Origin of the sequence: Yoonia vestfoldensis DSM 16212 (assembly GCF_000382265.1) — a bacterium.
In the GTDB taxonomy this organism is placed as follows: domain Bacteria; phylum Pseudomonadota; class Alphaproteobacteria; order Rhodobacterales; family Rhodobacteraceae; genus Yoonia; species Yoonia vestfoldensis.
The window spans coordinates 185,985-209,659 of sequence record NZ_KB907978.1 but is presented as its reverse complement, the minus strand read 5'-3'; the positions used below and the strand labels follow the sequence as shown (position 1 = coordinate 209,659).

Here is a 23,675-nt window from a genome sequence, read left to right as displayed (position 1 = left end):
ATATCCTCAGGCCGTGGTTAGCTGTCGTAGTCGATCACATGGCGCAGTTGTTTTTCGTATTCCAGCGCGCGCCCCGTGCCCAAAGCCACGCAATTCAGGGATTCGTCTGCGACCGAAATCGCAAGGCCGGTCTGTTCGCGCAGCGCCAGATCAAGCTGGCCCAGCAGCGCTCCGCCCCCCGTCAGCATCACGCCACGGTCGACGATATCGGCGGCCAGATCGGGTGGCGTCGCTTCCAGAGCGGTCATCACTGCCTCGCAGATCTGCTGCACCGGTTCGGCCAAGGCTTCGGCCACTTGCGCCTGATTGATCTCGGTTTCCTTGGGCACACCGTTGAGCAGGTCGCGCCCGCGGATCATCATCGACTGGCCACGGCCGTCGTCGGGCATCCGCGCGGTGCCGATGCTGGTCTTGATCCGCTCGGCGGTGGATTCCCCGATCAAGAGGTTATGCTGGCGGCGCAGGTAATTAATGATCGCCTCGTCCATCCGGTCGCCACCGACGCGCACGGACCGCGCATAGACGATGTCACCAAGCGACAGAACGGCCACCTCAGTTGTGCCGCCGCCGATATCGACGACCATGTTTCCGGTGGGGTCAGTGATCGGCATGCCCGCCCCGATGGCCGCCGCGATGGGTTCCGCGATCAGCCCCGCACGGCGCGCGCCTGCCGACAGAACCGACTGCCGGATCGCGCGCTTTTCGACGGGTGTGGCTCCATGCGGCACGCAGACGATGATCTTGGGTTTGCGGAAGGTGGACCGTTTGTGCACCTTGCGGATGAAATGCTTGATCATTTCCTCGGCGGTGTCGAAATCCGCGATCACGCCGTCGCGCATCGGGCGGATCGCCTCGATGCTGCCGGGGGTCCGGCCCAGCATCAGTTTCGCATCCTCGCCCACGGCCAGCACTTTGCGCACGCCGTTCTTGACCTGATAAGCCACCACCGATGGTTCCGACAGGATGATACCCCTGCCTTTGACATAGACCAACGTGTTGGCCGTGCCCAAATCGATCGCCATGTCCGAGGAAAAAATCCCGCCGAAGCCAAACATGATGTGGCCTTCCTATTCAAATTCAAAGATCCCGCGCCGTCCCGCTGCGCCCGGTTGCACGCCGTTATAAAGACTGCGGCGCAGGGATAGAAGCCCCTCGTTTCAGGCAAGGCGGCGGCATTGTGCCGGTTACACAAATGCAATCTCGAATGTCGAATTAATGGGCAAAATGACGCAATGATCAGACTTTTACAACATCACCGGCTTTCTGCTGGCACACCGGATAGCACAAACGCAACAGGCGGCCCCGTTCCTGGGGCCGCCTTTGTCTGTCATCCGAGTCGTTTGGCTCAGCTGTCCTTGTAGCTGACACCCTTGGTGTCATAGCCCGGCTGCGAATGCGCGCGCCGCACCAGCAGACGGTTCAGCGCGTTGATATAGGCTTTCGCGCTGGCAACGACGGTATCGGTATCGGCGGACTGGCCGGTCGCGATGCGCCCGTCCTCTTCCATCCGAACCATCACGGTGGCCTGCGCATCGGTGCCTTCGGTGACGGCCTGCACCTGATACAACTGCAGCCGCGCGCCATGCGGGAACAGCGCCTTGACCGCGTTGAAGGTCGCGTCCACCGGCCCGTCGCCCGTGGCCGTCGTCTTGACATCAGTGCCGTCGATATCGAGCACCATATCCGCCTGCTGCGGCCCTTCGGTGCCACAGACGACGCGCAGGGATTTCAGCTTGATCCGGTCATCGCCGCTGTCGTTCTGATAGACCAGCGCCATCAGGTCGTCGTCAAAGACTTCCTTCTTGCGGTCGGCCAGATCCTTGAACCGCACGAACACATCGTTGAGCTGGTTATCGGCCAGATCGAACCCAAGCTCTGCCAGCTTCGCGCGCAGGGCGGCACGGCCCGAATGTTTGCCCAAAGGCAGACTTGTACCCGACAGGCCCACATCCTCTGGCCGCATGATCTCGAAGGTTTCGGCGTTTTTCAGCATCCCGTCCTGATGGATGCCGCTTTCATGGGCAAAGGCGTTCTTGCCTACGATGGCCTTGTTGAACTGCACGGCAAAGCCGGACACCGTCGCGACCCGGCGCGAGATGTTCATGATCTTGCGCGTATCGATCCCTGTCTCGAACGGCATGATGTCGCCACGGATTTTCAGGGCCATCACGACCTCTTCCAAGGCGGTGTTGCCCGCGCGTTCGCCCAGACCGTTGATCGTGCATTCGATCTGGCGCGCGCCGCCGATGACAGCGGCCAGCGAATTGGCCGTCGCCATGCCAAGGTCGTTGTGGCAGTGGGTGGCGAAAATCACGTCATCCGCACCGGGCACGGTGGCGATCAGCCGCTTGATCAGGTCCGCACTTTCCGCAGGGGCGGTATAGCCCACGGTGTCGGGGATGTTGATCGTCGTTGCCCCCGCCTTAATCGCGATCTCAACCACACGGCACAGGTAATCCCATTCGGTGCGCGTGGCATCCATCGGCGACCATTGCACGTTGTCGCACAGGTTGCGCGCATGGGTCACGGTGTCGTGGATGCGTTCGGCCATCTGGTCGCGGTCGAGGTTCGGTATCGCGCGGTGCAGCGGCGAGGTCCCGATGAACGTATGGATGCGCGGGGATGACGCGTGTTTCACTGCCTCCCAGCAGCGGTCGATATCCTTGTAATTCGCCCGCGCCAGCCCGCAGATCGTGGCGCGTTTGGCACGTTTGGCGATCTCGCTGACGGCATTGAAATCACCCTCGGAGGCGATGGGGAAACCGGCCTCGATGATATCGACGCCCATATCGTCCAGCAGTTCGGCAATCTCCAGCTTTTCGGCATGGGTCATAGTCGCGCCGGGGCTTTGCTCGCCGTCACGCAAGGTCGTGTCGAAAATCAACACTTTGTCTTTGGTCATGTCTGTATTCCTTTGATCTTTGGCAGGTATCGGCGCTGTCCCATCCGAGCGGTCGCGCCGACAGGCACGCTCAGGCGCTGCTAAGAAGTAGCAGGGCGGGGGCAGTGCCGAATGTCTGAGCCATCGCGATCATGCAGGTGACTATACAAATCTGATCCGCGATGAAAAGCGCTTTGTTGGCGCAAAGGGGTAGGCGGGGCTGGTCGCGAAGGGGCCGCGTCCTAGAGTCGGGGCATGAAGAATGCATTGATCATCGGCGCCTCGGGCGGCATCGGCGCGGCTGTCGCGCAAAACCTTGAAAAGCGCGGCGTTGCGGTAACGCGGCTGTCGCGCCGCAAGGACGGGTTCGACGTGACCGACCCGGCCTCGGTCGATGCGCATCTAGGCGCGCTGGAAGGGCCGTTCGATCTGATTTTCGTGGCGGTGGGTATCCTTGCGCCTGAAGGCATTGGGCCGGAAAAGGCGCTGGCGGCCATCGACGCGGGCATGATGGCGCAGGTCCTGGCGGTCAATACCATCGGCCCCGCGTTGATCCTGCGGCATGTGCCGCGCTTGCTGGCGAAGGACGGCCCTGCCGTGACAGCTATCCTGTCCGCGCGCGTGGGGTCCATCGGGGATAACCAGATCGGTGGCTGGCACGCCTATCGCGCGTCCAAGGCGGCGCTGAACCAGATCATCCGCGGGGCCGCGATCGAGCTTGGACGGTCGCATAAACAGGCCGCCTGCGTGGCGCTGCACCCCGGCACGGTGGAAACGCCGTTTACCGCGAATTACGCAGGCCGGCACAAAACCATGCCAGCACCCGATGCCGCGGCGCATCTGCTGACCGTCATCGACGGGCTGACACCCGCGCAGACAGGCCGGTTTTACGATTATGCTGGTATCGAGGTGCCGTGGTGAGGCTGGTTCTGGTTCTGGGCGACCAGCTGTCGCCGAACCTGTCGGCCTTGCGCAAATGCGACAAGGCCAGCGATGTCGTCGTCATGGCCGAGGTCGGGGACGAGGCGTCTTACGTCCCGCACCACCCCAAGAAGATCGCCTTCCTCTTCGCCGCGATGCGCAAATTCGCGGACCATCTGCGCCGCGACGGCTGGCAGGTCGCCTATACGCGGCTGGATGATCCCGAAAATACAGGGTCCATCACGGGCGAGCTGATCCGCCGCGCGAGCGAACACAAGGCGGCGGGTGTCGTCTATACCGAACCCGGCGAATGGCGGTTGATCGCGGCGCTGGGGGATATGCCGCTGAAATCCCATAGCTTGCCCGATGACCGCTTTATCGCGTCCCACGCCGATTTCGATGCCTGGGCCGAGGGGCGCAAACAGCTGCGGATGGAATATTTCTACCGCGACATGCGCCGCAAGACGGGCCTTCTGATGGATGGCGACCAGCCCGAGGGCGGCAAGTGGAATTACGACCACGACAACCGCAAACCGGCCCCCGACAGCGTGGATTACGCAGGGCCGATGCAGTTCACCCCAGACGAGACGGTCGAGGAGGTGCTCGATCTGGTCGCGCGCCGTTTCGGCAATAACTTCGGCGATCTGCGCCCGTTCTGGTTTGCCATCGACACAGGCCAGGCCCGCCAGCATCTCGCGCACTGGATCAAGGGCGGGTTGCCCAAGTTCGGCGATTATCAGGATGCGATGCTGAACGATCACAAGTTCCTCTATCACGGGATCGTCGGGCTCTATCTCAACGCAGGCCTGTTGGACCCGCTGGAGGTTTGTCAGGCTGCCGAGGCTGCCTATCGCGCGGGCCATGCGCCGCTGAACGCGGTCGAGGGGTTCATCCGCCAGATCATCGGCTGGCGCGAATATGTGCGCGGTATCTATTTCCGCGAAGGGCCGGATTACGTCAGCCGCAACGCGCTGGGCCACAGCCGCAAACTGCCCGCGATGTATTGGGGTGCGCCGACGAAGATGAACTGCATCGCCAAGGCCGTGGACCAGACCAAGACCGAGGCCTACGCCCACCACATCCAGCGCCTGATGGTCACCGGCAATTTCGCGCTGCTGGCGGGGATCGACCCGGTGGAGGTGCATGAATGGTATCTGGCGGTTTACGCCGACGCCTATGAATGGGTCGAAGCGCCCAATGTCATCGGGATGAGCTTGTTCGCCGATGACGGGATCATCGCGTCCAAACCCTATATCTCGTCGGGCAATTACATCCACAAGATGTCGGATTATTGCGGCACCTGCGCCTATCGCGTGCAGGACAAGACGGGTGCGGATGCCTGTCCGTTCAACCTGCTTTACTGGCATTTCCTCAACCGGCACCGTGACCGGTTTGCAAGCAACCCCAGAATGGGCAATATGTACAGCGTCTGGGACAAGATGGATGCGGAGCGGAAAGCCCTAATTCTGGGACAAGCCGACAAATGGCTCGAACACCTCGAGATCGGAAAAAATGTCTGATGATTACAAGTCATCGCATACAGGTCGTCTTTAGGACCCACAGATGGACGCCTGTTCAAGACTTCCTATTCGATCAGATCAGGGAGGCCACGCAGGGTAGCGCCATTGTCGTGTATGATGCCAGCCACGGCAACGCGCAGGATTACCCACGCGACGTGTCTTATCCGATCGACTTGGCTTGGGTGCAGAGGAAAGGCCTGTTTCCTGTCAAGAAATGGGGATGGCGTGCAGGCGATTATGCCCTTTACCGCGCATCAGAGGTATGCGGCCCATATGACCATATGCTGATGTTGGACAGCGATGTGTTCGTGCACTGGCCGGGCTTTGCAGGCTTTCTTCAAGAGCTAGCAGAAGTCGAGGACGATTTCCTGACCCTGCATGTCGAGCAACGGCCCGGCCCGCGGCGGCTGGCAATGCTCGCGCATCCCTCGCTTGACACCTTCGCGCAAAAGCGCAGTTGTCTTTTCCGACTGATACGTGCCTCGAAGCGGCTTGTCGCGCAGGCGCTGCTGACGCGGCGGGCCTATTCAGAGAGTTTTCACGGATCGCCTTTCCCGTTTGCCAATGACGCATCTATTTTCGCAACGCTCGCAGCCAGCTTGCCCGGGTATCGCCTTTCTACTTTCGACCAGGCATTATCTTTTCCAATGGATCAGCGATTTCACCAGACCGAGCCGCTCGGTCTTGGTGATTTTCCGGCCGATCAGATGAAACGTGCGGTGATCCATCCCCTTACGGCGCTGGAAGACCTCCGCCAAAAGGAAAACCTTGCACCAAACTGATTGTGCTGACTTTCGTCAGTCGCCCGCAGTTTCCGACACAAACGCCCCGTCCGACCACATTCCGGTGGCTTCCTGCCCTGTCGCATAGCGCATCGTGCCTTCGCCTTCGCGGCGACCGCGCACGAAATTGCCTTCGTAGACGTCGCCATTGGCATAGGTCGCGATGCCGTAGCCGCTGATCTCGCCATCCTGCCACGCGCCCGCATAGGTGAAGCCGTCGGGCAGGGTGATTTCGCCCTGTCCGCTGCGCTGGCCATCGACGAATTCACCGACGTAGACCGTGCCATCGGCATAGGTCGCGCGGCCAAGGCCGTTGCGCTGGCCTTCGGCCCATTCGCCTTCGTAGACATAGCCGTCTTCATAGGTCATCTTGCCTTGCCCGTGGTTCTTCGCGTTCTGGAACTCGCCCTCATAGACAAGCCCGTTGGCATAGGTCGCAACGCCTGTGCCGCTGATCACGCCGGCGACCCATTCGCCCTCGTAGGTGGACCCGTCGGGATAGGTGATCTTGCCGGTGCCGTCGGCAAGATCATCGGCGAACGTGCCGACGTAGACCGACCCGTCGGGGTAGGTGACTTCACCCGTGCCGGAAATCTGGCCGCCGACCCATTCACCGACATACACGTACCCATCCGCACCACGGAACGTGCCCGTGCCTTCACGGCGGTCGTTGACGAAAGTTCCTTCGTAGGTGTCGCCGTTGCCATAGGTCACGCTGCCCGTGCCTTCACGTCGACCCGCCACCAGTTCGCCTTCGTATACGTCGCCGTTGGGCTGGGTCAGGGTGCCATTGCCTTCGATCTGGCCGTTCACCCAAGCTCCGCTGTAGACCAGACCGTCGGACATCGTCAGCGTTCCAGTGCCATCACGTTCGCCTGCGCGTAGCGTGCCCTCGTAGACCGCACCATCGGGGTAGGTGATCGTGCCTTGCCCTTCCTTGACGCCATTGACCCATTCACCTTCGTAGACGTAACCGCCGGGGCTGGTCATGATGCCAAGCCCGTGGTGCATCGCATTGCGTAATTCGCCCTGATAGACGACGCCATTGGCATATTCAGCCACGCCGTTGCCGGTGATGTTGCCATCGACCCAGTCGCCTTCGAACGTGCCACCATCGGCAAAGGTGATCTTGCCCTGACCTTCGGGCTTGCCCGCGACAAACGTGCCTTCGTACACCGACCCGTTGGGGAACCGCGCGACGCCTTGGCCGCGGATTTCACCTGCAACCCATTCGCCGGTGTATTCATATCCGTTCGGCAGCCGATAGGTGCCGATACCGTCCTGCCGGCCGTCCACGAATGTGCCCTCATAGACACCGCCATCGTCATATTGCTTTGTCTGGACCTCCTGCGCCTGCGCGCTGGCGGCGAATCCTGCCACCAACAGGGTCATGACCATCACTTGTGGTAAACCAAACGTCTTCATTCTTGTCTCCGATCCCTGAGGTTGGCGTAGCTTAAAAGAGGCACCGCCACCTGACAACGGTTAACAAAGCAACGGCGACAAATGTCGCCATTGTTCTTTCCACCGCGCTCTGTTCTGCTACATGACTGGCAGCTTAATGGGACAAAACTATGACACGCACCTTTCGCCTGACCATGGCACAGCTCAATCCCACGGTGGGCGATCTGGCGGGGAACGCGGCGCTGGCGCAAGAGGCGTGGGCGGCAGGCAAGGCGGCGGGCGCTGATCTGGTGATCTTGCCTGAAATGTTCCTGACCGGCTATCAGACGCAGGACCTTGTGCGCAAACCGGCCTTCGTCGCCGATGCCGCAGCCCGGCTTGACGCATTGGCGTTGGCCTGCGCGGATGGGCCGGTGCTGGGGATCGGGCTGCCCATGTTCGAGGGTGACCGGCTGCACAATTGCTATGTCTATCTGGCGGACGGCAAGATCGGTGCGCGGTTCCGCAAACATTTTCTGCCCAACTTCAACGTGTTCGACGAAGTGCGCCTGTTCAAGAGCGCGGCTATCTCGGGCCCGGTCACGCTGGCGGATGGTCCGCGCATCGGCACGCCCATCTGCGAGGATGCCTGGTACCCGGATGTCTGCGAAACCATGGTTGAAAGCGGCGCACAGATATTGGTCGTGCCGAACGGATCGCCCTATTTCCGTGAGAAGTATCCGATCCGCCTGCAAACGATGATCGCACGGGTCGTGGAAAACGACGTGCCACTGGTCTATCTGAATATGATAGGCGGGCAGGATGACCAGATGTTCGACGGCGGGTCTTTCGTGCTTAACCGCGGCGGCAAACTCGCCGTGCAACTGCCAGTCTATGACGCCGCGATCACCCACGTGGATTTTGAGGAAACGAACGACGGCTGGGTCGCTCTCGATGGACCAAAAGCGCTGCTGCCCGACAGTCTGGAGCAGGATTACCGCGCTATGGTCGAGGCGCTGCGGGACTACATGCGCAAGACGGGCTTCAAGAAGGTGCTGCTGGGCCTGTCGGGGGGGATCGATTCCGCCATCGTTGCGACTGTGGCTGTCGATGCGCTGGGTGCGGACAATGTGCGCTGCGTGATGTTGCCGTCTGAATATACGTCGCAGGCATCGCTGGATGATGCCGCTGCTGCTGCGCGCGCCTTGGGCTGCCGCTATGACACCGTCAGCATCGCAGGCCCGCGCGCTGCCGTGACCGAGGCGCTGGCACCGCTGTTCGGCGACCGGCCCGCCGATCTGACAGAGGAGAATATCCAGTCGCGCATCCGTGGCCTGCTGCTCATGGCGCAATCCAACAAATTCGGGGAAATGCTGCTGACCACAGGCAACAAATCCGAGGTCGCGGTGGGCTATGCCACGATCTATGGCGACATGGCGGGCGGCTATAACCCGATCAAGGATATGTACAAGACCCGCGTTTTCGCGACCTGCCGCTGGCGCAATGCCAATCACCGCGACTGGATGCAGGGGCCAGCGGGCGAGGTGATCCCTGTCGCGATCATCGACAAGCCGCCGTCAGCCGAACTGCGCCCCGATCAAAAGGACGAGGACAGCCTGCCGCCCTATGACGTGCTGGACGGTATCCTTGCGATGCTGGTGGATGGTGATGCGTCGGTCGCGGACTGTGTCGCCGCGGGCTATGACCGCGACACGGTCAAGAAGATCGAACATCTGATCTATATCAGCGAATACAAACGCTTTCAGGCCGCGCCCGGCGTGCGGTTGTCGGATCGCGCCTTCTGGCTGGACCGGCGTTACCCGATCGTCAACAGCTGGCGCGATCCGGGCTGATCAGATCAGTTGATAGGAATGCGGCACGAAGTGGAATGTGTCGTCCGCGCGGGTGTCGATAAAGCCAAGGCCCGGGAACGGCATGTGATAGCCGATCAGCGGGATGCGGTCGGCAGCGGCCATGCCCATGACGCGGCGGCGGGTGGCGGCGGCGGCGGCTTTATCCATGTCGAACCGGACTTCCCAATCGGGATAGGCCACGGACCAGACATAATGGTTGGCGGTATCGGCCATCAGGAACAGCTGCGATCCGTTGCTTTCCAGCATATAGCCCATGTGGCCGGGGGTATGGCCAAAGGCCGCCATTGCGGTCACGCCGCCACGCACGGCATCGCCATCGCCGAGAAAGGACATCTTGTCCGCAAGCGGGCGGACCTTTGTCTCGAACCCTTCGTTTTCGGCGGCGGCCCAATGATCGAACTCGACCTGACCCGTCAGATAAGCCGCATTGGCGAAGGTTTCCGCCCCATCCGCATCGGTCAGACCGCCGATATGGTCGCCGTGCATGTGGGTCAGGACGACATGGGTGATCTGGTCTGGGGTATAGCCGGCACCGGCCAACGCGTTGGTGATCCCGGCGGCGTCATTGCCGGTATCGAACAGGATGACTTCCGATCCGGTGTCCAACACGGTCGGCGTGAAAAAGAACTGTGCCGCGTCGGTCGGAATGAAGTTTTCCGCGCTGACTTCTGCAAAAGTGTCGGCATCGACGTTCAGGCCGAAAATCTCCTGCGGGTTCTCGACGCTGCGGCTGCCGGACAACAGTGTCGTCACTCTGAAATCACCCAGAGTGAAATCGCGGTGCGTGGGCAGCATTGATGTTGCGGCGGCTTGCGCTTGAACGAGCGACGGCGCGGTGGCGGCCAATGGCAAGGCGGCCCCTGACAGCAGGGCCTGACGGCGGGAAATCAACATGACGAGTTCCTTCATTTGTTGAGGTGACGCAGAGTGAGCCCTGCACGACCATCTGCCAACCCACGCTTTTGTGATCGCGGTGGCTTGCATGGACAAAACGCGGTCAACATGACAAAGCGTGCCGCAACAGGAGTATTTCGCATGACCACGACAAGATTCGCCCCATCCCCGACCGGCTGGCTGCATATCGGCAACCTGCGTGCGGCTTTGTTCAACTATGCGATTGCCCGCCAGAACGGCGGCATCTTCGTGTTGCGCATCGACGACACCGACCCGGAACGGTCCAAGGACGAATATGTCGAAGGCATCAAATCCGATCTGACATGGCTTGGCCTGACGTGGGACCGGATGGAATACCAGTCGCGTCGCATGGACCGGTATGGCGAGGCCAAGCAGCGCCTGATCGACATGGGGCGGCTTTACGAGTGCTTTGAGACGCCGACAGAATTGGACCTCAAGCGCAAGAAGCAGCTCAACATGGGCAAGCCGCCGGTTTACGACCGTGCGGCGCTCGCGCTGTCCAAGGATGAAAAGAACGCCCTGCGCGCCGAACGTGGATCGCACTGGCGCTTCAAGCTGGACCAGCACCGGATCGAATGGGCGGACGGTATCATCGGCGATATCTCGATCGACGCGGCCTCGGTCAGTGACCCGGTCCTGTTCAAGAACGACGGGCAGATCCTGTATACGCTGGCCTCCGTGGTCGATGACGTGGAAATGGGCATCACCGATATCGTGCGGGGGGCCGACCACGTGACCAATACCGCGACCCAGATCCAGATCATTCAGGCGCTGGGCGGCACGGTGCCACATTTCGCACACCATTCCCTTCTCACGGGTCCACAAGGCGAGGCACTGTCGAAACGCCTCGGCACGCTGTCCTTGCGCGACCTGCGCGCGCAGGGCATCGCGCCGCAGGCGATTCTGTCGCTGATGGCCCGGCTGGGGTCCGCCGACCCCGTAGAATTGCGCGCCAATGTCGATGAAGTGGTCGCAGGGTTCGATCTGTCGAAGTTCGGATCGGCACCGACCAAGTTCGACGCTGACGATCTTGTCCCGCTCACTGCGCGCTACCTCGCCACGCTGTCGGCGGACGACGTGGCCGATGTTCTGACATCGGCTGGCGTGCCTGCAGACCTTCGCGTGCCGTTCTGGACGCTCGTCCGCGACAATATCGCGACTCTCGACGATGTCGGGGGCTGGTGGGCGATGTTCCGCGACGGGGCGACCCCGCTGGTCGCGGACGAGGACCGCGATTTTGTCACCAAGGCCTTGTTTCTGCTGGATAACCCGCCCTATACGCCTGACACTTGGTCGAACTGGACGACCGTGGTCAAGGACGAGACCGGCCGCAAGGGCAGGGGCCTGTTCATGCCATTGCGCAAGGCGGTCACCGGGCTGGAACGCGGGCCGGAAATGGCCGACGTCATGCCTTTGTTGCAGGTTAAACCCAAGCTTTGACGCTATTCCCGCGCGCGCAGCACGCGTGCGGGTTTCGCCGCCAAGGGGCGCAGGGCAAAAGCCAGCCCCGCCAGCAGCGACGCCATGATCCCGCCGCCGATGATCAGCAGGGCATTGGCCCAAATCACGGTATAGCTTGTGTCCATGATGAACGTGGCCACGGCCCAGCCCCCCAGAATACCTGCGCCAAGCGCCACGACCCCCGCCGCCAGCCCCAGCACGGCAGACCGCAGCGCAAAGCTGGCGAGGATACTGCGCCGCGACGCGCCCAGCGTTTTCAGCACGGCGGCCTCATAGGTGCGCGTGCGTTCGCCCGCCGCTGCCGCGCCGATCAGCACCAGAAAGCCCGTAACCAGCGTGATCAGCGCGCCATAGCGCGTGGCCGCCGACAGACCGCCGACAAGCGCGATCACCTGATCGATCGCATCGCGCACGCGGATCGCGGTGATATTGGGATAGGCGGTGGCAAGGTCACGCAGGATCGCAGCCTCGGCCTCTGGCGTGGCATAGACGGTGGAAATCCAGCTATGCGGTGCGCCTTCCAGCGCGCCTTGGTTCATCGCCAGCACGAAACCGATGCCCGCATCTTCCCAGCTGACATTGCGGAAACTGGTGACTTCGCCGGTGATGTCGCGCCCAAGGATGTTGACGGTCATCGTATCGCCCAATTGCAACCCGATCTCGGCGGCTTCTTCCGCGGCGAAACTGATCTGAGGCGGGCCGTCATAGCCTTCGGGCCACCATTCGCCTGCGGTGATCTCGGTCCCTGACGGCTGCGCATCGGCATAGGTCACACCCCGGTCGCCCTGCACGACCCAGTGACCTTCGGCTACTTCGGTTGCGGGGCGGCCGTTGATCTGGGTGATGATGCCGCGCAGCATGGGGGCGGTGTCATAGCGGCTGACGGCGTCGTCGTCATCCAGCCTGTCGCGGAACCCGCCGATCTGGTCGGGCTGGATATCAACGAAGAAATAGCTCGGTGCCACCGCAGGCAGGTCATCGGCAAAGGCCGTGCGCAGGTTACCGTCAATCTGGCCGACAGCGGCCAGCACGGTCAGCCCCAACCCCAGCGACAACACGACTGAGGTGGATTCCCCACCGCGCGCACTGATCGACCCCAGCGCCATGCGCAGCGCCGTGTTGCCGCGTGCGGCCAGCCGCGATTTGCGCGCGATCCAGCGGATCAGGACCGCGGCAAGGATCAGGATCAACAGCGATCCTGTGATCCCGCCTGCGGTCCAGAGCGTCAGGAAAACCGTGCCGGAAAACCAGATTGCCGCACCCACCAGCAGGGCGATCAGCCCTGCGATGGTCGCAAGATAAGGCGCGCGGGGCAGGGCGCGTGATGCGGCGAATGCATCGCGGAACAGGGTCGCGGCGCGGATATCCTCGGTCTTGGCCAAAGGCCAGAGGGTGAAGATAAGGGCGGCCAGCACCCCGTAGACCGCCGCCTCGACCAAGGGTGCTGAGTAGATTGTGAACACCGCAGGCACCGGCAGACGCGCCTCGATCAGGGGCGCGAGGAGCACCGGCAGACCGGCCCCGATGATCACGCCCAGCGTTACACCCGCCAGCGTCAGTGCGCCGATCTGGATGAAATATGTCAGAAAGATCGTGGACCGCGTGGCCCCCAGCGTTTTCAGCGTCGCGATCACGCTGGTCTTGCCCGCCAGATAGGCGCGCACCGCTGCCGACACACCGACACCGCCTACCGCCAGCCCCGACAACCCGACAAGGATCAGGAACGCGCCGATCCGGTCCACGAATTGTGCGGCGCCACCCGCACCGCGCCTGCTGTCGCGCCAGCGCAGGCCCGCATTGCGGAACTGATCCTCGGCCCGCTGTTCCAGCATCGCGAGATCGGCCCCTTCAGGCAGGTCCAGCCGGTACTGCGTGGAAAAAAGCGTGCCTTCGACGATCAGGCCGGACCCGTCCAGACTGTCGGTCAGCACGATCGTGCGCGGCCCAAGGCCAAAGCCCGCGGCGGCATTGTCGGGATAGCGCTCAAGGATCGCGCGCAGGGTAAACGTGGCCTCGCCCAGCCGGAAGGTATCGCCCGGCACCAGCCCCAGCCGGTCGGCCAGCACCCGTTCCATCACGCCGCCTTGGTCGGCCAGCGCATCTGCCAGCGGCATCGCAGGGTCCAGTTGCACCGCACCGACCAGAGGATAGACATCATCGACCGCGCGGATCTGCGTCAGGCCGCGCTCGGTCGTGCCGTCCCGGTCCACAACGGCCATCGACCGGAAATCGACGGTTTCGGAAATCCGGTCCGCGATATCGTTCAGAAAGGCCAGTTCCTCGTCGCGGGCAAAGCGGTAGGTGAATTCCACCTCGGCATCGCCACCCAGAAGGGCAGCGCCATCGCGGACGAGCCCCGCCTCGATCCCGGCACGCACGGTGCCCACGGCGGCAATCGCCGCGACACCCAGCGCCAGACAGGCCAGAAACACGCGAAACCCGCGCAGACCACCGCGCAATTCGCGCAGCGCGAAACGTGACGCGATGTGCAGGCTCATTCCGCGGCCTTTGCCAGCGTATCGATCCGCCCATCGCGCAGGTTCACCACGCGGTCGCAGCGCGCGGCCAGTTCATTGGCATGCGTCACCATGATGAGCGTTGCACCGTGCCGGTCGCGCAAGTCGAACAACAGGTCGATGATCGCGGCCCCGTTGGTCGCATCAAGGTTGCCTGTCGGTTCATCCGCCAACAAAAGTTTCGGGCGCGGGGCAGAGGCACGCGCCAGCGCGACACGTTGCTGCTCGCCGCCCGACATCTGGCTGGGATAATGATTGATCCTGTCGCCAAGGCCAACGGCGCGCAATTCCGCCTCGGCCCGGGCAAAGGCATCGCGCACACCGGCCAGTTCCAGCGGTGTCGCCACGTTTTCCAGCGCGGTCATCGTCGGGATCAGGTGGAAAGATTGGAACACCACCCCCATATTGTCCCTACGAAAGCGGGCAAGCTGGTCCTCGTTCATCGCTGTCAGGTCTTGGCCAAGCGCCATGATCCGCCCCGATGTGGCCTGTTCCAGCCCGCCCATCAACATGAGGAGCGATGACTTGCCTGACCCACTTGGCCCGACCAGCCCCAAGGTTTCCCCCTGCGCAACCGTCAGGGAAATGTCATGCAGGATGTCCACCCGCCCCGCGTTGCCGTCCAGCGAAAGGTTAACGTCGGTGATGGTCAGAACGGGGTCGGTCATGCGCAAAGCCTTTGGTCATGGGGTCAAATCTGGATATGGGGCGATCCGCGCCCTGCGCAACCTGAGCGGCGCGGTTTTGCTGACCACGACCGCGGCCCATGCGGAAACCATCACGATTGCGGCACTTGGCGACAGCCTGACCGCTGGTTATGGCCTTGCGCAGGGGCAAGGCCTCGTGCCGCAGCTCGAACAATGGCTGCGCGATCAGGGGGCGGATGTGACGATCATCAATGCCGGCGTGTCGGGTGATACAACGGCGGGCGGTCTGGCGCGGGTCGATTGGACACTGACACCGGATGTGGACGCGATGATCGTGGCGCTCGGTGGCAATGACTACCTCCGTGGGCTGGACCCTGCCGTCAGCCGCGCCAATCTGGATGCGATTCTTGCTGCGGGGCAGGACGCCGGTGTCGCCATGCTGCTGGTCGGGCTGGAGGTCGGCACCAATTACGGCCCTGCTTTCAAACGCGATTTCGAAGCGAATTTTACCGAACTTGCGACCAGCTACGATGTCCCGCTTTACCGGGACATGTTCGCGGGCATGCGGGCCGCAGCGGCAAGTGAAAGCGACGTGCGCGCCTTCATGCAAAACGATGGCATTCACCCCAGCGCCGAAGGTGTGGCGCTGATCGTCGCGGATATGGGTCCGGCTGTGCTCGACCTGATTGCGGATTTACCGCAATAACGGCCACCGGATGACACCAGCCGGAGGCCTGATCAATCGCCGGATGACGTGTGGCTTAGTCGGCCAGCGTCAGGTTGACGGCGCTTTCACGCCCGTCACGGCTGGCTTCGATGTCGAAGTTCACTTTCTGATTGTCCTTCAACCCGGTCAAGCCCGAGCGTTCTACAGCAGAAATATGAACGAAAACATCCTTGGACCCGCCATCGGGAGCGATGAATCCATAGCCTTTGGTGGTGTTGAACCATTTGACAGTGCCTGAAGCCATGTCCTTGTCTTCCTTGTGTTTTTCCGCTCGCATTGTGCAGCGGACCGGCTCGGTCAAAGTAAGATCGAAGGACTGGGCCGAAAGGAGACAGTGGTCGATTTATTAACGTCGCAGGCCCATGTTGCCATGATCTGCCGCAAAATCAACATAATTTGAAAAGTAGGGCGTTCACGGCAGACGATTGCCGAAAAAAACGGCGCGCAGGATATGCGCGCCGTTTCAAGATCGAAATCTTATGCGAGCGCGAGGTTGATCGCGGATTCGCGGCCATCACGGCCGGATTCGATGTCGAACGTGACCTTCTGGTCGTCTTTCAGGCCGGTCAGGCCGGAACGTTCCACGGCGGAGATGTGGACGAAAACGTCCTTGGATCCACCTTCAGGAGCGATAAAGCCGAAGCCTTTTGTTGCGTTGAACCACTTTACGGTGCCATTGGCCATCGTATTATTCCTTTTATGTGCTGCCCGCGAGATTGCGACAGCGCGGCTTAGTCAGAACTTGATCGAGTGACTGTGGCCGAAAGGAGAACAGTGGGTCGAGAAGAATAACGTTTGCACGCCCTACATGGGGCCTGCACGGCAATAAAGCAAGGAAAACTTTGCAACCATGCGTTTTGCGCGGCGGGGCGATGGTCCCGCGCCGCGCAGGATGACCCGATCAGCGCACGAATTTCTTGTGCTTCATCCGCTTGGGTTCCAGCGCATCGGCGCCCAGACGGGCCTTCTTGTCCTCTTCGTAATCGGTGAACCCGCCCTGGAACCATTCGACATGGGCATCGCCTTCGAAGGCAAGGATATGCGTGCAGATCCGGTCCAGGAAAAAGCGGTCGTGCGAGATGACCACGGCGCAGCCTGCGAAATCGACGAGCGCATCTTCGAGCGCGCGCAGGGTTTCGACGTCAAGGTCATTGGTCGGCTCATCCAGCAGCAGCACGTTGCCGCCGGATTTCAAGAGCTTGGCCATATGCACGCGGTTGCGTTCACCGCCCGACAGCAGGCCCACCTTTTTCTGCTGGTCGCCGCCCTTGAAGTTGAAAGCCGAGCAATAGGCGCGGCTGTTCATCTGCGCGTCGCCCAGCATGATGATTTCGGCCCCGCCCGTGATCTCTTCCCAGACGGTAGCGTCGGGGGCAAGCGCGTCGCGGGACTGATCGACGTAGGACAGCTTCACCGTATCGCCGTATTCGACTGTCCCGGCATCGGGTTCCGTCTGGCCGGTCAGCATCGAAAACAGCGTCGATTTACCCGCACCGTTCGGCCCGATCACACCGACGATACCGCCTGGCGGCAGATCAAAGGTCAGATCCTCGATCAACAGTTTGTCGCCCATCGCCTTTTTCAGGCCCTCGACCTCGATCACCTTGCTGCCCAGACGGGGGCCATTGGGGATGATGATCTGCGCGCGGCCCATCTTTTCGCGCTCGGACTGGTTGGCCAGATCGTTATAGGCGCTGATCCGCGCCTTGGATTTGGCCTGCCGCGCCTTGGCACCCTGCCGCATCCATTCCAGTTCGCGTTCCAGCGTGCGCTGTTTGGATTTGTCTTCCTTGGCTTCGCGTTCCAGCCGCTTGGCCTTGGCTTCCAGCCAGCTGGAATAATTGCCTTCATGCGGGATGCCCGACCCACGGTCGAGTTCCAGAATCCAGCCCGTGATCGCATCAAGGAAATAGCGGTCGTGCGTCACGATCAGGATCGTGCCTTTGTAGTCGATCAGGTGCTGTTGCAGCCAGGCGATGGTTTCGGCGTCCAAATGGTTGGTCGGTTCGTCGAGCAGCAGCATGTCGGGCGCTTCGAGCAACAGCTTGCACAGCGCAACACGGCGCTTTTCACCGCCCGACAGCGTGGTCACATCGGCATCATCGGGGGGGCAGCGCAAAGCCTCCATGCTGATGTCGATCTGCGCGTCGAGGTCCCACAGGTTCTGTGCGTCGATTTCGTCCTGAAGCTGCGCCATTTCATCGGCGGTCTCTTCGGAATAGTTCATCGCCACTTCGTTGTAGCGGTCAAGGATCGCCTTTTTGCCCGCCACACCCAGCATGACGTTTTCACGCACGGTCAGGGTCGGGTCGAGTTCGGGTTCCTGCGGCAGGTAGCCGACGCGTGCGCCCTCAGCCGCCCAAGCCTCGCCCACGAAATCCTTGTCCTGTCCGGCCATGATCCGCATCAGCGTGGATTTACCCGTGCCGTTGACACCCACGACGCCGATCTTCACGCCGGGCAGAAAGTTCAGGCGGATGTTCTCGAACACTTTTTTGCCGCCGGGATAAGTCTTGGACACGCCGTCCATGAAATAGACGAATTGATAGGCTGCCATTGGCGCTGCTCCGCTGTTCTGATCAGGATCAGCCTTGTCGATAACGCAAGCCCGCGCGGGGGGCAATCGGTCATGCGGATCGGCACCATCGGAAGGCGGCGAAGGTCGGAAACCTGCATAAGGTCTATTTGAGAGCCATACTGAGGATATTTTGGTTCGATCATGAACCATTTCGCCTGAAAATGCCGTCTTGGCCAGTTTTTTCCCCAAAACGCGTCCGCCTTCCCTATGGTTGTATCACGCAGGCGCCCGAACCTGCCCGTGCAGAGCCTATCCAGCAGACCACACCGGAACACCAACCAACGGGGGTATCATCATGGAAAAGACGACGTTCATCGTCGGCCTTGACGGGTCCGAAACGGGGGCGCGCGCGTTGGCCTTCGCCAAGGACCGCGCCAAGGCGATCGGCGATTGCACCATCGTCATCTGTTATGTGATCGAATGGTCGCCATTCACCTTTCAGACCGCGGAAGAAAACGCACAGCGGCACAAACGTCGCGAGGCCGAGATCGCGATGGCGCATGAACGCGTGCTTGATCCCGCGCTGACCATGACTCGCGCCGAAGGGTTCGAGATCGAAGGCATCGTGCGCCATGGCGATGCGGCCGAGATCCTTGACGGTCTTGCCCGCGAACGTGGGGCCAAGCAGATCATCGTCGGGCGCGTGGGCGCGCGCGGGCTGAAGTCGCGGCTGTTCGGCGGCGTGGCAGGGCGGCTTGCCGCGACGGCCAGCGTGCCTGTCACGATCATTCCATGAAAGGCGTCATCATGTCGAAACTGTTTCACATCTTTGCAGGACTGATCGCCTGCATGCTGCCTAGTCTTGCCGCCGCACAAGAGGCCATCAGCCTTGACGAGCGGATCAACGGGATTTTTGCCGATTACACCGGCTGGTATGTCTCCTTCATCTTTGCGCCGCTGCCCGGCACGGATTTTTCATGGATCGCCTTATGGCTGGTCGTGGGGGCGGTGGTCTTCACCGTCTATTTCGGCGCGATCCAGTTCAGCGGCTTCGCCCATTCGATCCGGCTGGTGAAAGGCGATTATTCCGACCCCAACGACGCGGGCGAGGTCAGCCATTTTCAGGCGTTGGCCACGGCGCTGTCGGGCACGGTGGGCCTTGGGAACATCGCAGGTGTCGCGGTCGCGGTCAGCATCGGCGGGGCAGGGGCCACGTTCTGGATGATCGTGGCGGGCCTTTTCGGCATGGCGACCAAGTTCACCGAATGCACGCTGGGCGTCAAATACCGCAACGAATATCCCGACGGGTCAGTGTCCGGCGGGCCGATGTATTACATGGTCAAAGGCTTTCAGGAACGCGGTCTGCCCTTGGGTGGGGCGATGGCGGTGCTGTTTTCGGTCTTCACCATCCTTGGCGCCTTGGGCGGCGGAAACATGTTTCAGGCCAATCAGGCGCATGCGCAGATCGCCAATGTGGTCGGCGATTATCCGGGCTGGATCACCGGGGTCGTGCTGGCGATCCTGACCTTTGCCGTGATCGCGGGGGGGCTGAAATCCATTGCGCGCGTCACCGAAAAGATCGTGCCGTTCATGGGCATTTTCTATGTGCTGGTCTCGCTGGTGATCCTGCTGATCAACTATGACCAGATTCTCTGGGCCTTTGGCCAGATCTTCGAGGGTGCCTTCACCGGCCTTGGCGTCGTTGGCGGCTTTACCGGCGCGCTGATCCAAGGCTTCCGGCGCGCGGCCTTTTCCAACGAGGCGGGCATCGGGTCTGCCGCCATCGCCCACTCGGCGGTGCGCACCAAGGAACCTGTGACCGAAGGCTATGTCGCCCTGCTGGAACCCTTCATCGACACGGTAGTGATCTGCACGATGACCGCCCTTGTGATCGTGATCAGCGGTGTGCTGGCGCAGGACCCTGCAACGGGGCTTTATATCTGGAACGCCGAACTGGGCCGTATCACGACGGAAGGTGACGTGGGTGGCGTGGCGCTGACCTCGGCGGCCTATGCGACCGCGTTTTCGTGGTTCCCGGTGCTGTTGATGATCGCCGTGGTGCTGTTCGCCTTTTCCACGATGATCAGCTGGTCCTATTACGGGCTCAAGGCCTGGACCTACCTCTTCGGCGAAGGCGCTGTGAAAGAGCTGATCTTCAAGATCATCTTTTGCCTGTTCATCGTGATCGGTGCAGCGGCGAGCCTCGGACCGGTGATCGATTTCTCCGACGCCATGCTGTTTTCCATGGCGATCGTGAACATCGTCGCGCTGTATTTCCTGATGCCCATCGTCAAGCGCGAGCTGCACAGTTATCGCAGCCGTCTGCGCTCGGGCGAGATCGTCAAGCAGCCAAAATGAACGCAAAAGGCCCCGCCAGTGGCGGGGCCTTTCATCCGGTTCAGCCCGCTTATTGCGGAATTTCGCCAGTCAGACCTTCGAGATAGAAGTTCATGCCAAGCAGATCCTCATCGCTGGCGACTTCGCCATCGGCCAGCCAGACCGACCCGTCCTGACGGTTCAGCGGTCCGGTGAACGGGTGGTATTCGCCTGCGCGGATCGCCTCGATCATCGCCTCGGCAGAGGCTTTCACTTCGGCTGGCACGGCGTCGGTGATCTCACCGATGCTGACCATGCCTTCGGGGATACCGTCCCAAGTGTCGGTGCTTTCCCATGTGCCATCAATGACGGCCTGCGTGCGGGCGATGTAATAGGGCGCCCAATCGTCGATGATGGAGGAGACACGCGGGAACGGCGCGAATTCCGCCATGTCGGACGCCTGACCGAAGGTGACCACGTTGCCAGCGGCCTGAGCGGCAGCCTGCGGTGCGGTCGAATCGGTGTGCTGCAGGATCACGTCCGCACCCTGTTCGATCAGCACGGTCGCGGCTTCTGCCTCTTTCGCGGGGTCGAACCATGTATAGGCCCAGACGACGCGGAATTCGACATCGGGGTTCACTTCACGCGCGTGGATGAAGGCAGAGTTGATGCCCTGAATCACCTCGGGGATCGGATAGGACCCGATATAGCCGATGATGTTGCTTTCGGTCATCTGGCCCGCGATATGGCCCTGAATGGCACGACCTTCGTAGAAACGGGCGTTATAGATCGCCACGTTATCGGCCATCTTGTAGCCGGTCGCGTGTTCGAATTTCACGTCGGGAAAGCGCTCGGCCACGTTGATCGTGGCGTCCATGTAGCCAAAGGACGTGGTAAAGATCAGGTCGGCACCCTGCAGCGCCATCTGCGTCATGACGCGTTCGGCATCGGGGCCTTCGGGCACGCTTTCGACAAAGACCGTCTCGACGGCGTCGCCGAAATGGGCTTCGACGGCCTGACGGGCCTGATCGTGTTCATAGGTCCAGCCGCCGTCACCGACGGGGCCTACATAGACGAAACCGACAGTCGTCGGGTCCTGCGCAAAAGCGCCTGTCGCCAAGGCAAGGGCAATACCCGTCCCGGCCAGTAAGTTCTTGATACTCATGTTCATCCCCTTGGTGGTCAAAGCCTCAACGCGAGGCGTGGAAAGGTTGGGCCAGCGACCCCGGTGCCCGTCCCGCCCGCATCATAACCAGAACCAGAATAGTTGCCAGATATGGTGCCATGGAAAGATAGGCGACCGGGACCGCCAACCCCGCCGCCTGCAGATTAAGCTGCAAGACGGTCACCCCGCCAAATAAATAAGCACCAAGCAAAAGTCGCCATGGCCGCCAGCTTGCAAAAACCACGATGGCCAGCGCGATCCAGCCTGCACCGGCGGTCAGCCCTTCGGTCCATTGCGGCACGCGCACAAGGCTGAGATAGGCGCCGCCCAGCCCCGCGCAGGCCCCGCCGAACATGATCGCAAGCAGCCTGACGCGAATCACATGATAACCCAGCGCATGCGCCGCATCGTGGTTTTCACCGACTGCCCGCAGGATCAGCCCCGCCCGTGTGAAGCTCAGGAAAAACCACACCGCCGCGACGATCAGGATGCCCAGATAGACGACAGGATCATGGTTGAACAGGATCGGCCCGATCACGGGAATATCGCTGAGCACAGGCACTGGCCATTTGGGAATGACGGGTGCCTTGATCCCGATATAGCCCTGCCCTAGCAGCGCTGCGAGCCCGAGCCCGAACAACGTCAGGGCAAGCCCCGTCGCCACCTGGTTGGACAGCAAAACCTGCGTCAGAATGCCAAAGACCAGTGCCAGCAAGGCCCCGCCAAGCGCTGCACCCGCAAAGCCCAGAACCGACGATCCCAGCGTGATCGTCGCGATGAACCCGCAGACAGCGCCGGTGATCATCATCCCCTCGACGCCAAGGTTCAGCACGCCCGCACGCTCGACGACCAATTCGCCGATGGCGGCCAGCAGGATCGGGGTCGCGGCCACCATCAGGGATGCCAGCAGCAGGATCGGGTTGATGGCTGACAGATCCATTACACAACCCTCCGCGAAGTGAACCGGACGCGGTAATGTGTCAGCACATCCACCGCCAGAAGGAAGAACAACAGCATCCCCTGCAACAGCTGGATCGCCGCCGCAGGCAGGCGCAGGTTGGACTGCGCGATCTCGCCGCCGATATAGGTCAGCGCCATCAATCCCGCCGCCAGCAGGATACCCACGGGGTGCAACCGGCCCAGAAAGGCCACGATGATCGCGGTGAACCCATATCCTGCGTTGAAGTCGATGCTGATCAGCCCCGACGGGCCTGCCACCTCGAACAATCCCGCCAGCCCGGCCAGCGCCCCCGATATCCCCATACAGATCAACACCAGCAGGCCGGGGTTGACGCCTGCAAACCGTGCCGCGCGTGGGCTTTGCCCCGACAGGCGCACATGGAACCCAAAGATATGCCGCGACAGCGTGATATAGGCGAAAATCACCGCGATGAAGGCAAAGACGACCCCCCAATGCAGCCCCGCGCCTTCATTGATCCAGCTTGTCGCCGACGGATAGCGCGCAAGGTTCCGGCTGCCCGGAAAACCGCTGGCATCTGGGTTGCGCAAGGCCCCCAGCGCCATCGAGGCGAGCAGGTTCTGCGCCACATAGACCAGCATCAGCGACACAAGGATTTCATTGGTCCCGAACCTGACCCGCAAAAAACCGGGGATCATCGCCCAGGCCCAGCCGCCCAAGGCCCCCGCAACGATCATCAACGGGAAAATGAACACGGATTCCGTCGGGTAGAACGCCAACCCGACAGCAGCACCGCAGATCGCGCCCAGAATATACTGGCCTTCCGCCCCGATGTTCCACACGCCTGCGCGGAACCCGAACGACAGCCCGATGGCGATCAGGACCAGCGGCGCCGCCTTGATCAGCAGTTGCGGGCGGTAATACCAGGAGAATTCCGAAAACAGCGGGTCCCAGAAAATCGTGCGGATCGTCACGAAAGGATCATTGCCCAGTGCCGCGAACAACAGCGCCCCGCAGACCATCGTCAGCACCACCGCAAGCAGGGGGGCGGCATAGGTCCAGAACCGCGACGGGGCCGTGCGTTTCTCAAGCCGGATCATGCGATCCCCCCATCTTTCGAGCCCAAGTAT

At 61.7% G+C, this 23,675-nt stretch carries 20 protein-coding genes; 8 read left to right on the top strand and 12 right to left on the bottom strand.

Going from position 1 to position 23,675, the window contains the following annotated elements; all coding sequences use genetic code 11:
• Window positions 1–17 precede the first annotated feature (17 nt).
• Window positions 18–1,055, bottom strand: coding sequence for a rod shape-determining protein (locus H147_RS0108105; protein ID WP_019954858.1), 1,038 nt, complete (start codon window positions 1,053–1,055; stop codon window positions 18–20).
• A 290-nt stretch (window positions 1,056–1,345) separates the two neighbouring features.
• A complete protein-coding gene (locus tag H147_RS0108100) occupies window positions 1,346–2,902 on the bottom strand; it encodes a 2-isopropylmalate synthase (protein ID WP_019954857.1) in 1,557 nt (518 codons plus the stop codon).
• A gap of 234 nt (window positions 2,903–3,136) precedes the next feature.
• Here H147_RS0108100 and H147_RS0108095 point away from each other — a divergent pair, with 234 nt between their 5' ends.
• The 3 genes from H147_RS0108095 (at window position 3,137) to H147_RS0108085 (ending at window position 6,104) form a co-directional block, all read left to right on the top strand.
• Complete coding sequence (locus H147_RS0108095) at window positions 3,137–3,802, top strand: SDR family NAD(P)-dependent oxidoreductase (RefSeq protein WP_019954856.1); 666 nt, start codon at window positions 3,137–3,139, stop codon at window positions 3,800–3,802.
• Window positions 3,799–5,322: a cryptochrome/photolyase family protein gene (locus H147_RS0108090; RefSeq protein ID WP_019954855.1), complete on the top strand. Its 1,524-nt coding sequence runs from the start codon at window positions 3,799–3,801 to the stop codon at window positions 5,320–5,322. Before H147_RS0108095 ends, H147_RS0108090 begins: the two co-directional genes overlap by 4 nt.
• 110 nt (window positions 5,323–5,432) lie before the next feature.
• Window positions 5,433–6,104, top strand: coding sequence for a hypothetical protein (locus tag H147_RS0108085; protein WP_019954854.1), 672 nt, complete (start codon window positions 5,433–5,435; stop codon window positions 6,102–6,104).
• A gap of 15 nt (window positions 6,105–6,119) precedes the next feature.
• Here the strand turns inward: H147_RS0108085 and H147_RS0108080 are convergent, their stop codons facing one another.
• A complete protein-coding gene (locus H147_RS0108080; RefSeq protein ID WP_019954853.1) occupies window positions 6,120–7,502 on the bottom strand; it encodes an MORN repeat-containing protein in 1,383 nt (460 codons plus the stop codon).
• A gap of 176 nt (window positions 7,503–7,678) precedes the next feature.
• On the opposite strand from H147_RS0108080, the gene H147_RS0108075 reads away from it, so the two are divergent.
• Window positions 7,679–9,340: an NAD+ synthase gene (locus H147_RS0108075; RefSeq protein WP_019954852.1), complete on the top strand. Its 1,662-nt coding sequence runs from the start codon at window positions 7,679–7,681 to the stop codon at window positions 9,338–9,340.
• Here H147_RS0108075 and H147_RS0108070 read toward each other — a convergent pair whose 3' ends face one another.
• Complete coding sequence (locus H147_RS0108070; RefSeq protein WP_110570939.1) at window positions 9,341–10,255, bottom strand: MBL fold metallo-hydrolase; 915 nt, start codon at window positions 10,253–10,255, stop codon at window positions 9,341–9,343.
• Window positions 10,256–10,396: 141 nt separating this feature from the next.
• Here H147_RS0108070 and gltX point away from each other — a divergent pair, with 141 nt between their 5' ends.
• Complete coding sequence (gene gltX, locus H147_RS0108065; protein WP_019954850.1) at window positions 10,397–11,716, top strand: glutamate--tRNA ligase; 1,320 nt, start codon at window positions 10,397–10,399, stop codon at window positions 11,714–11,716.
• Between the two features lie 2 nt (window positions 11,717–11,718).
• On the opposite strand, the gene H147_RS0108060 is transcribed toward gltX, so the two are convergent.
• A complete protein-coding gene (locus H147_RS0108060) occupies window positions 11,719–14,235 on the bottom strand; it encodes an ABC transporter permease (protein WP_019954849.1) in 2,517 nt (838 codons plus the stop codon).
• Entirely contained in the window at window positions 14,232–14,921 is a 690-nt protein-coding gene (locus H147_RS0108055; RefSeq protein WP_019954848.1) for an ABC transporter ATP-binding protein, read from the bottom strand. Before H147_RS0108055 ends, H147_RS0108060 begins: the two co-directional genes overlap by 4 nt.
• Here H147_RS0108055 and H147_RS0108050 point away from each other — a divergent pair.
• Complete coding sequence (locus H147_RS0108050; protein WP_019954847.1) at window positions 14,920–15,606, top strand: arylesterase; 687 nt, start codon at window positions 14,920–14,922, stop codon at window positions 15,604–15,606. The two genes, H147_RS0108055 and H147_RS0108050, sit on opposite strands and share 2 nt — an antisense overlap.
• 55 nt (window positions 15,607–15,661) lie before the next feature.
• On the opposite strand, the gene H147_RS0108045 is transcribed toward H147_RS0108050, so the two are convergent.
• The 3 genes from H147_RS0108045 to ettA form a co-directional block, all read right to left on the bottom strand.
• Window positions 15,662–15,871: a cold-shock protein gene (locus tag H147_RS0108045; RefSeq protein WP_026352368.1), complete on the bottom strand. Its 210-nt coding sequence runs from the start codon at window positions 15,869–15,871 to the stop codon at window positions 15,662–15,664.
• Between the two features lie 233 nt (window positions 15,872–16,104).
• The gene (locus H147_RS0108040) at window positions 16,105–16,311 is read right to left on the bottom strand and encodes a cold-shock protein (RefSeq protein ID WP_007205742.1); all 207 of its coding nucleotides are present in this window, start codon (window positions 16,309–16,311) and stop codon (window positions 16,105–16,107) included.
• 217 nt (window positions 16,312–16,528) lie between these two features.
• The gene (ettA, locus tag H147_RS0108035) at window positions 16,529–18,184 is read right to left on the bottom strand and encodes an energy-dependent translational throttle protein EttA (RefSeq protein WP_019954845.1); all 1,656 of its coding nucleotides are present in this window, start codon (window positions 18,182–18,184) and stop codon (window positions 16,529–16,531) included.
• A gap of 316 nt (window positions 18,185–18,500) precedes the next feature.
• On the opposite strand from ettA, the gene H147_RS0108030 reads away from it, so the two are divergent.
• Window positions 18,501–18,941, top strand: coding sequence for a universal stress protein (locus tag H147_RS0108030; RefSeq protein WP_019954844.1), 441 nt, complete (start codon window positions 18,501–18,503; stop codon window positions 18,939–18,941).
• Entirely contained in the window at window positions 18,938–20,503 is a 1,566-nt protein-coding gene (locus H147_RS0108025) for an alanine/glycine:cation symporter family protein (RefSeq protein WP_019954843.1), read from the top strand. The genes H147_RS0108030 and H147_RS0108025 overlap by 4 nt, the downstream gene beginning before the upstream one ends.
• 49 nt (window positions 20,504–20,552) lie before the next feature.
• Here the strand turns inward: H147_RS0108025 and H147_RS0108020 are convergent, their stop codons facing one another.
• Genes H147_RS0108020 through H147_RS0108010 form a run of 3 tightly spaced genes read right to left on the bottom strand, consistent with a single transcriptional unit; the run spans window position 20,553 to window position 23,645 of the window.
• On the bottom strand, window positions 20,553–21,626 hold the full coding sequence (locus H147_RS0108020) for a BMP family ABC transporter substrate-binding protein (protein ID WP_026352367.1): 1,074 nt from the start codon (window positions 21,624–21,626) through the stop codon (window positions 20,553–20,555).
• A gap of 25 nt (window positions 21,627–21,651) precedes the next feature.
• Window positions 21,652–22,566: an ABC transporter permease gene (locus tag H147_RS0108015; RefSeq protein ID WP_019954841.1), complete on the bottom strand. Its 915-nt coding sequence runs from the start codon at window positions 22,564–22,566 to the stop codon at window positions 21,652–21,654.
• Window positions 22,566–23,645: an ABC transporter permease gene (locus H147_RS0108010; RefSeq protein WP_019954840.1), complete on the bottom strand. Its 1,080-nt coding sequence runs from the start codon at window positions 23,643–23,645 to the stop codon at window positions 22,566–22,568. The genes H147_RS0108015 and H147_RS0108010 overlap by 1 nt, the downstream gene beginning before the upstream one ends.
• Window positions 23,646–23,675: the final 30 nt, after the last annotated feature.

Bases quoted from the DNA above. Each gene is read 5' to 3' on its own strand.
- H147_RS0108105 (WP_019954858.1), bottom strand. From the start codon at position 1,055: ATGTTTGGCTTCGGCGGGATTTTTTCCTCGGACATGGCGATCGATTTG.
- H147_RS0108100 (WP_019954857.1), bottom strand. From the start codon at position 2,902: ATGACCAAAGACAAAGTGTTGATTTTCGACACGACCTTGCGTGACGGC.
- H147_RS0108095 (WP_019954856.1), top strand. From the start codon at position 3,137: ATGAAGAATGCATTGATCATCGGCGCCTCGGGCGGCATCGGCGCGGCT.
- H147_RS0108080 (WP_019954853.1), bottom strand. From the start codon at position 7,502: ATGGTCATGACCCTGTTGGTGGCAGGATTCGCCGCCAGCGCGCAGGCG.
- H147_RS0108075 (WP_019954852.1), top strand. From the start codon at position 7,679: ATGACACGCACCTTTCGCCTGACCATGGCACAGCTCAATCCCACGGTG.
- H147_RS0108070 (WP_110570939.1), bottom strand. From the start codon at position 10,255: ATGTTGATTTCCCGCCGTCAGGCCCTGCTGTCAGGGGCCGCCTTGCCA.
- gltX (WP_019954850.1), top strand. From the start codon at position 10,397: ATGACCACGACAAGATTCGCCCCATCCCCGACCGGCTGGCTGCATATC.
- H147_RS0108060 (WP_019954849.1), bottom strand. From the start codon at position 14,235: ATGAGCCTGCACATCGCGTCACGTTTCGCGCTGCGCGAATTGCGCGGT.
- H147_RS0108050 (WP_019954847.1), top strand. From the start codon at position 14,920: ATGCGCAAAGCCTTTGGTCATGGGGTCAAATCTGGATATGGGGCGATC.
- H147_RS0108055 (WP_019954848.1), bottom strand. From the start codon at position 14,921: ATGACCGACCCCGTTCTGACCATCACCGACGTTAACCTTTCGCTGGAC.
- H147_RS0108045 (WP_026352368.1), bottom strand. From the start codon at position 15,871: ATGGCTTCAGGCACTGTCAAATGGTTCAACACCACCAAAGGCTATGGA.
- H147_RS0108040 (WP_007205742.1), bottom strand. From the start codon at position 16,311: ATGGCCAATGGCACCGTAAAGTGGTTCAACGCAACAAAAGGCTTCGGC.
- ettA (WP_019954845.1), bottom strand. From the start codon at position 18,184: ATGGCAGCCTATCAATTCGTCTATTTCATGGACGGCGTGTCCAAGACT.
- H147_RS0108030 (WP_019954844.1), top strand. From the start codon at position 18,501: ATGGAAAAGACGACGTTCATCGTCGGCCTTGACGGGTCCGAAACGGGG.
- H147_RS0108025 (WP_019954843.1), top strand. From the start codon at position 18,938: ATGAAAGGCGTCATCATGTCGAAACTGTTTCACATCTTTGCAGGACTG.
- H147_RS0108020 (WP_026352367.1), bottom strand. From the start codon at position 21,626: ATGAGTATCAAGAACTTACTGGCCGGGACGGGTATTGCCCTTGCCTTG.
- H147_RS0108015 (WP_019954841.1), bottom strand. From the start codon at position 22,566: ATGGATCTGTCAGCCATCAACCCGATCCTGCTGCTGGCATCCCTGATG.
- H147_RS0108010 (WP_019954840.1), bottom strand. From the start codon at position 23,645: ATGATCCGGCTTGAGAAACGCACGGCCCCGTCGCGGTTCTGGACCTAT.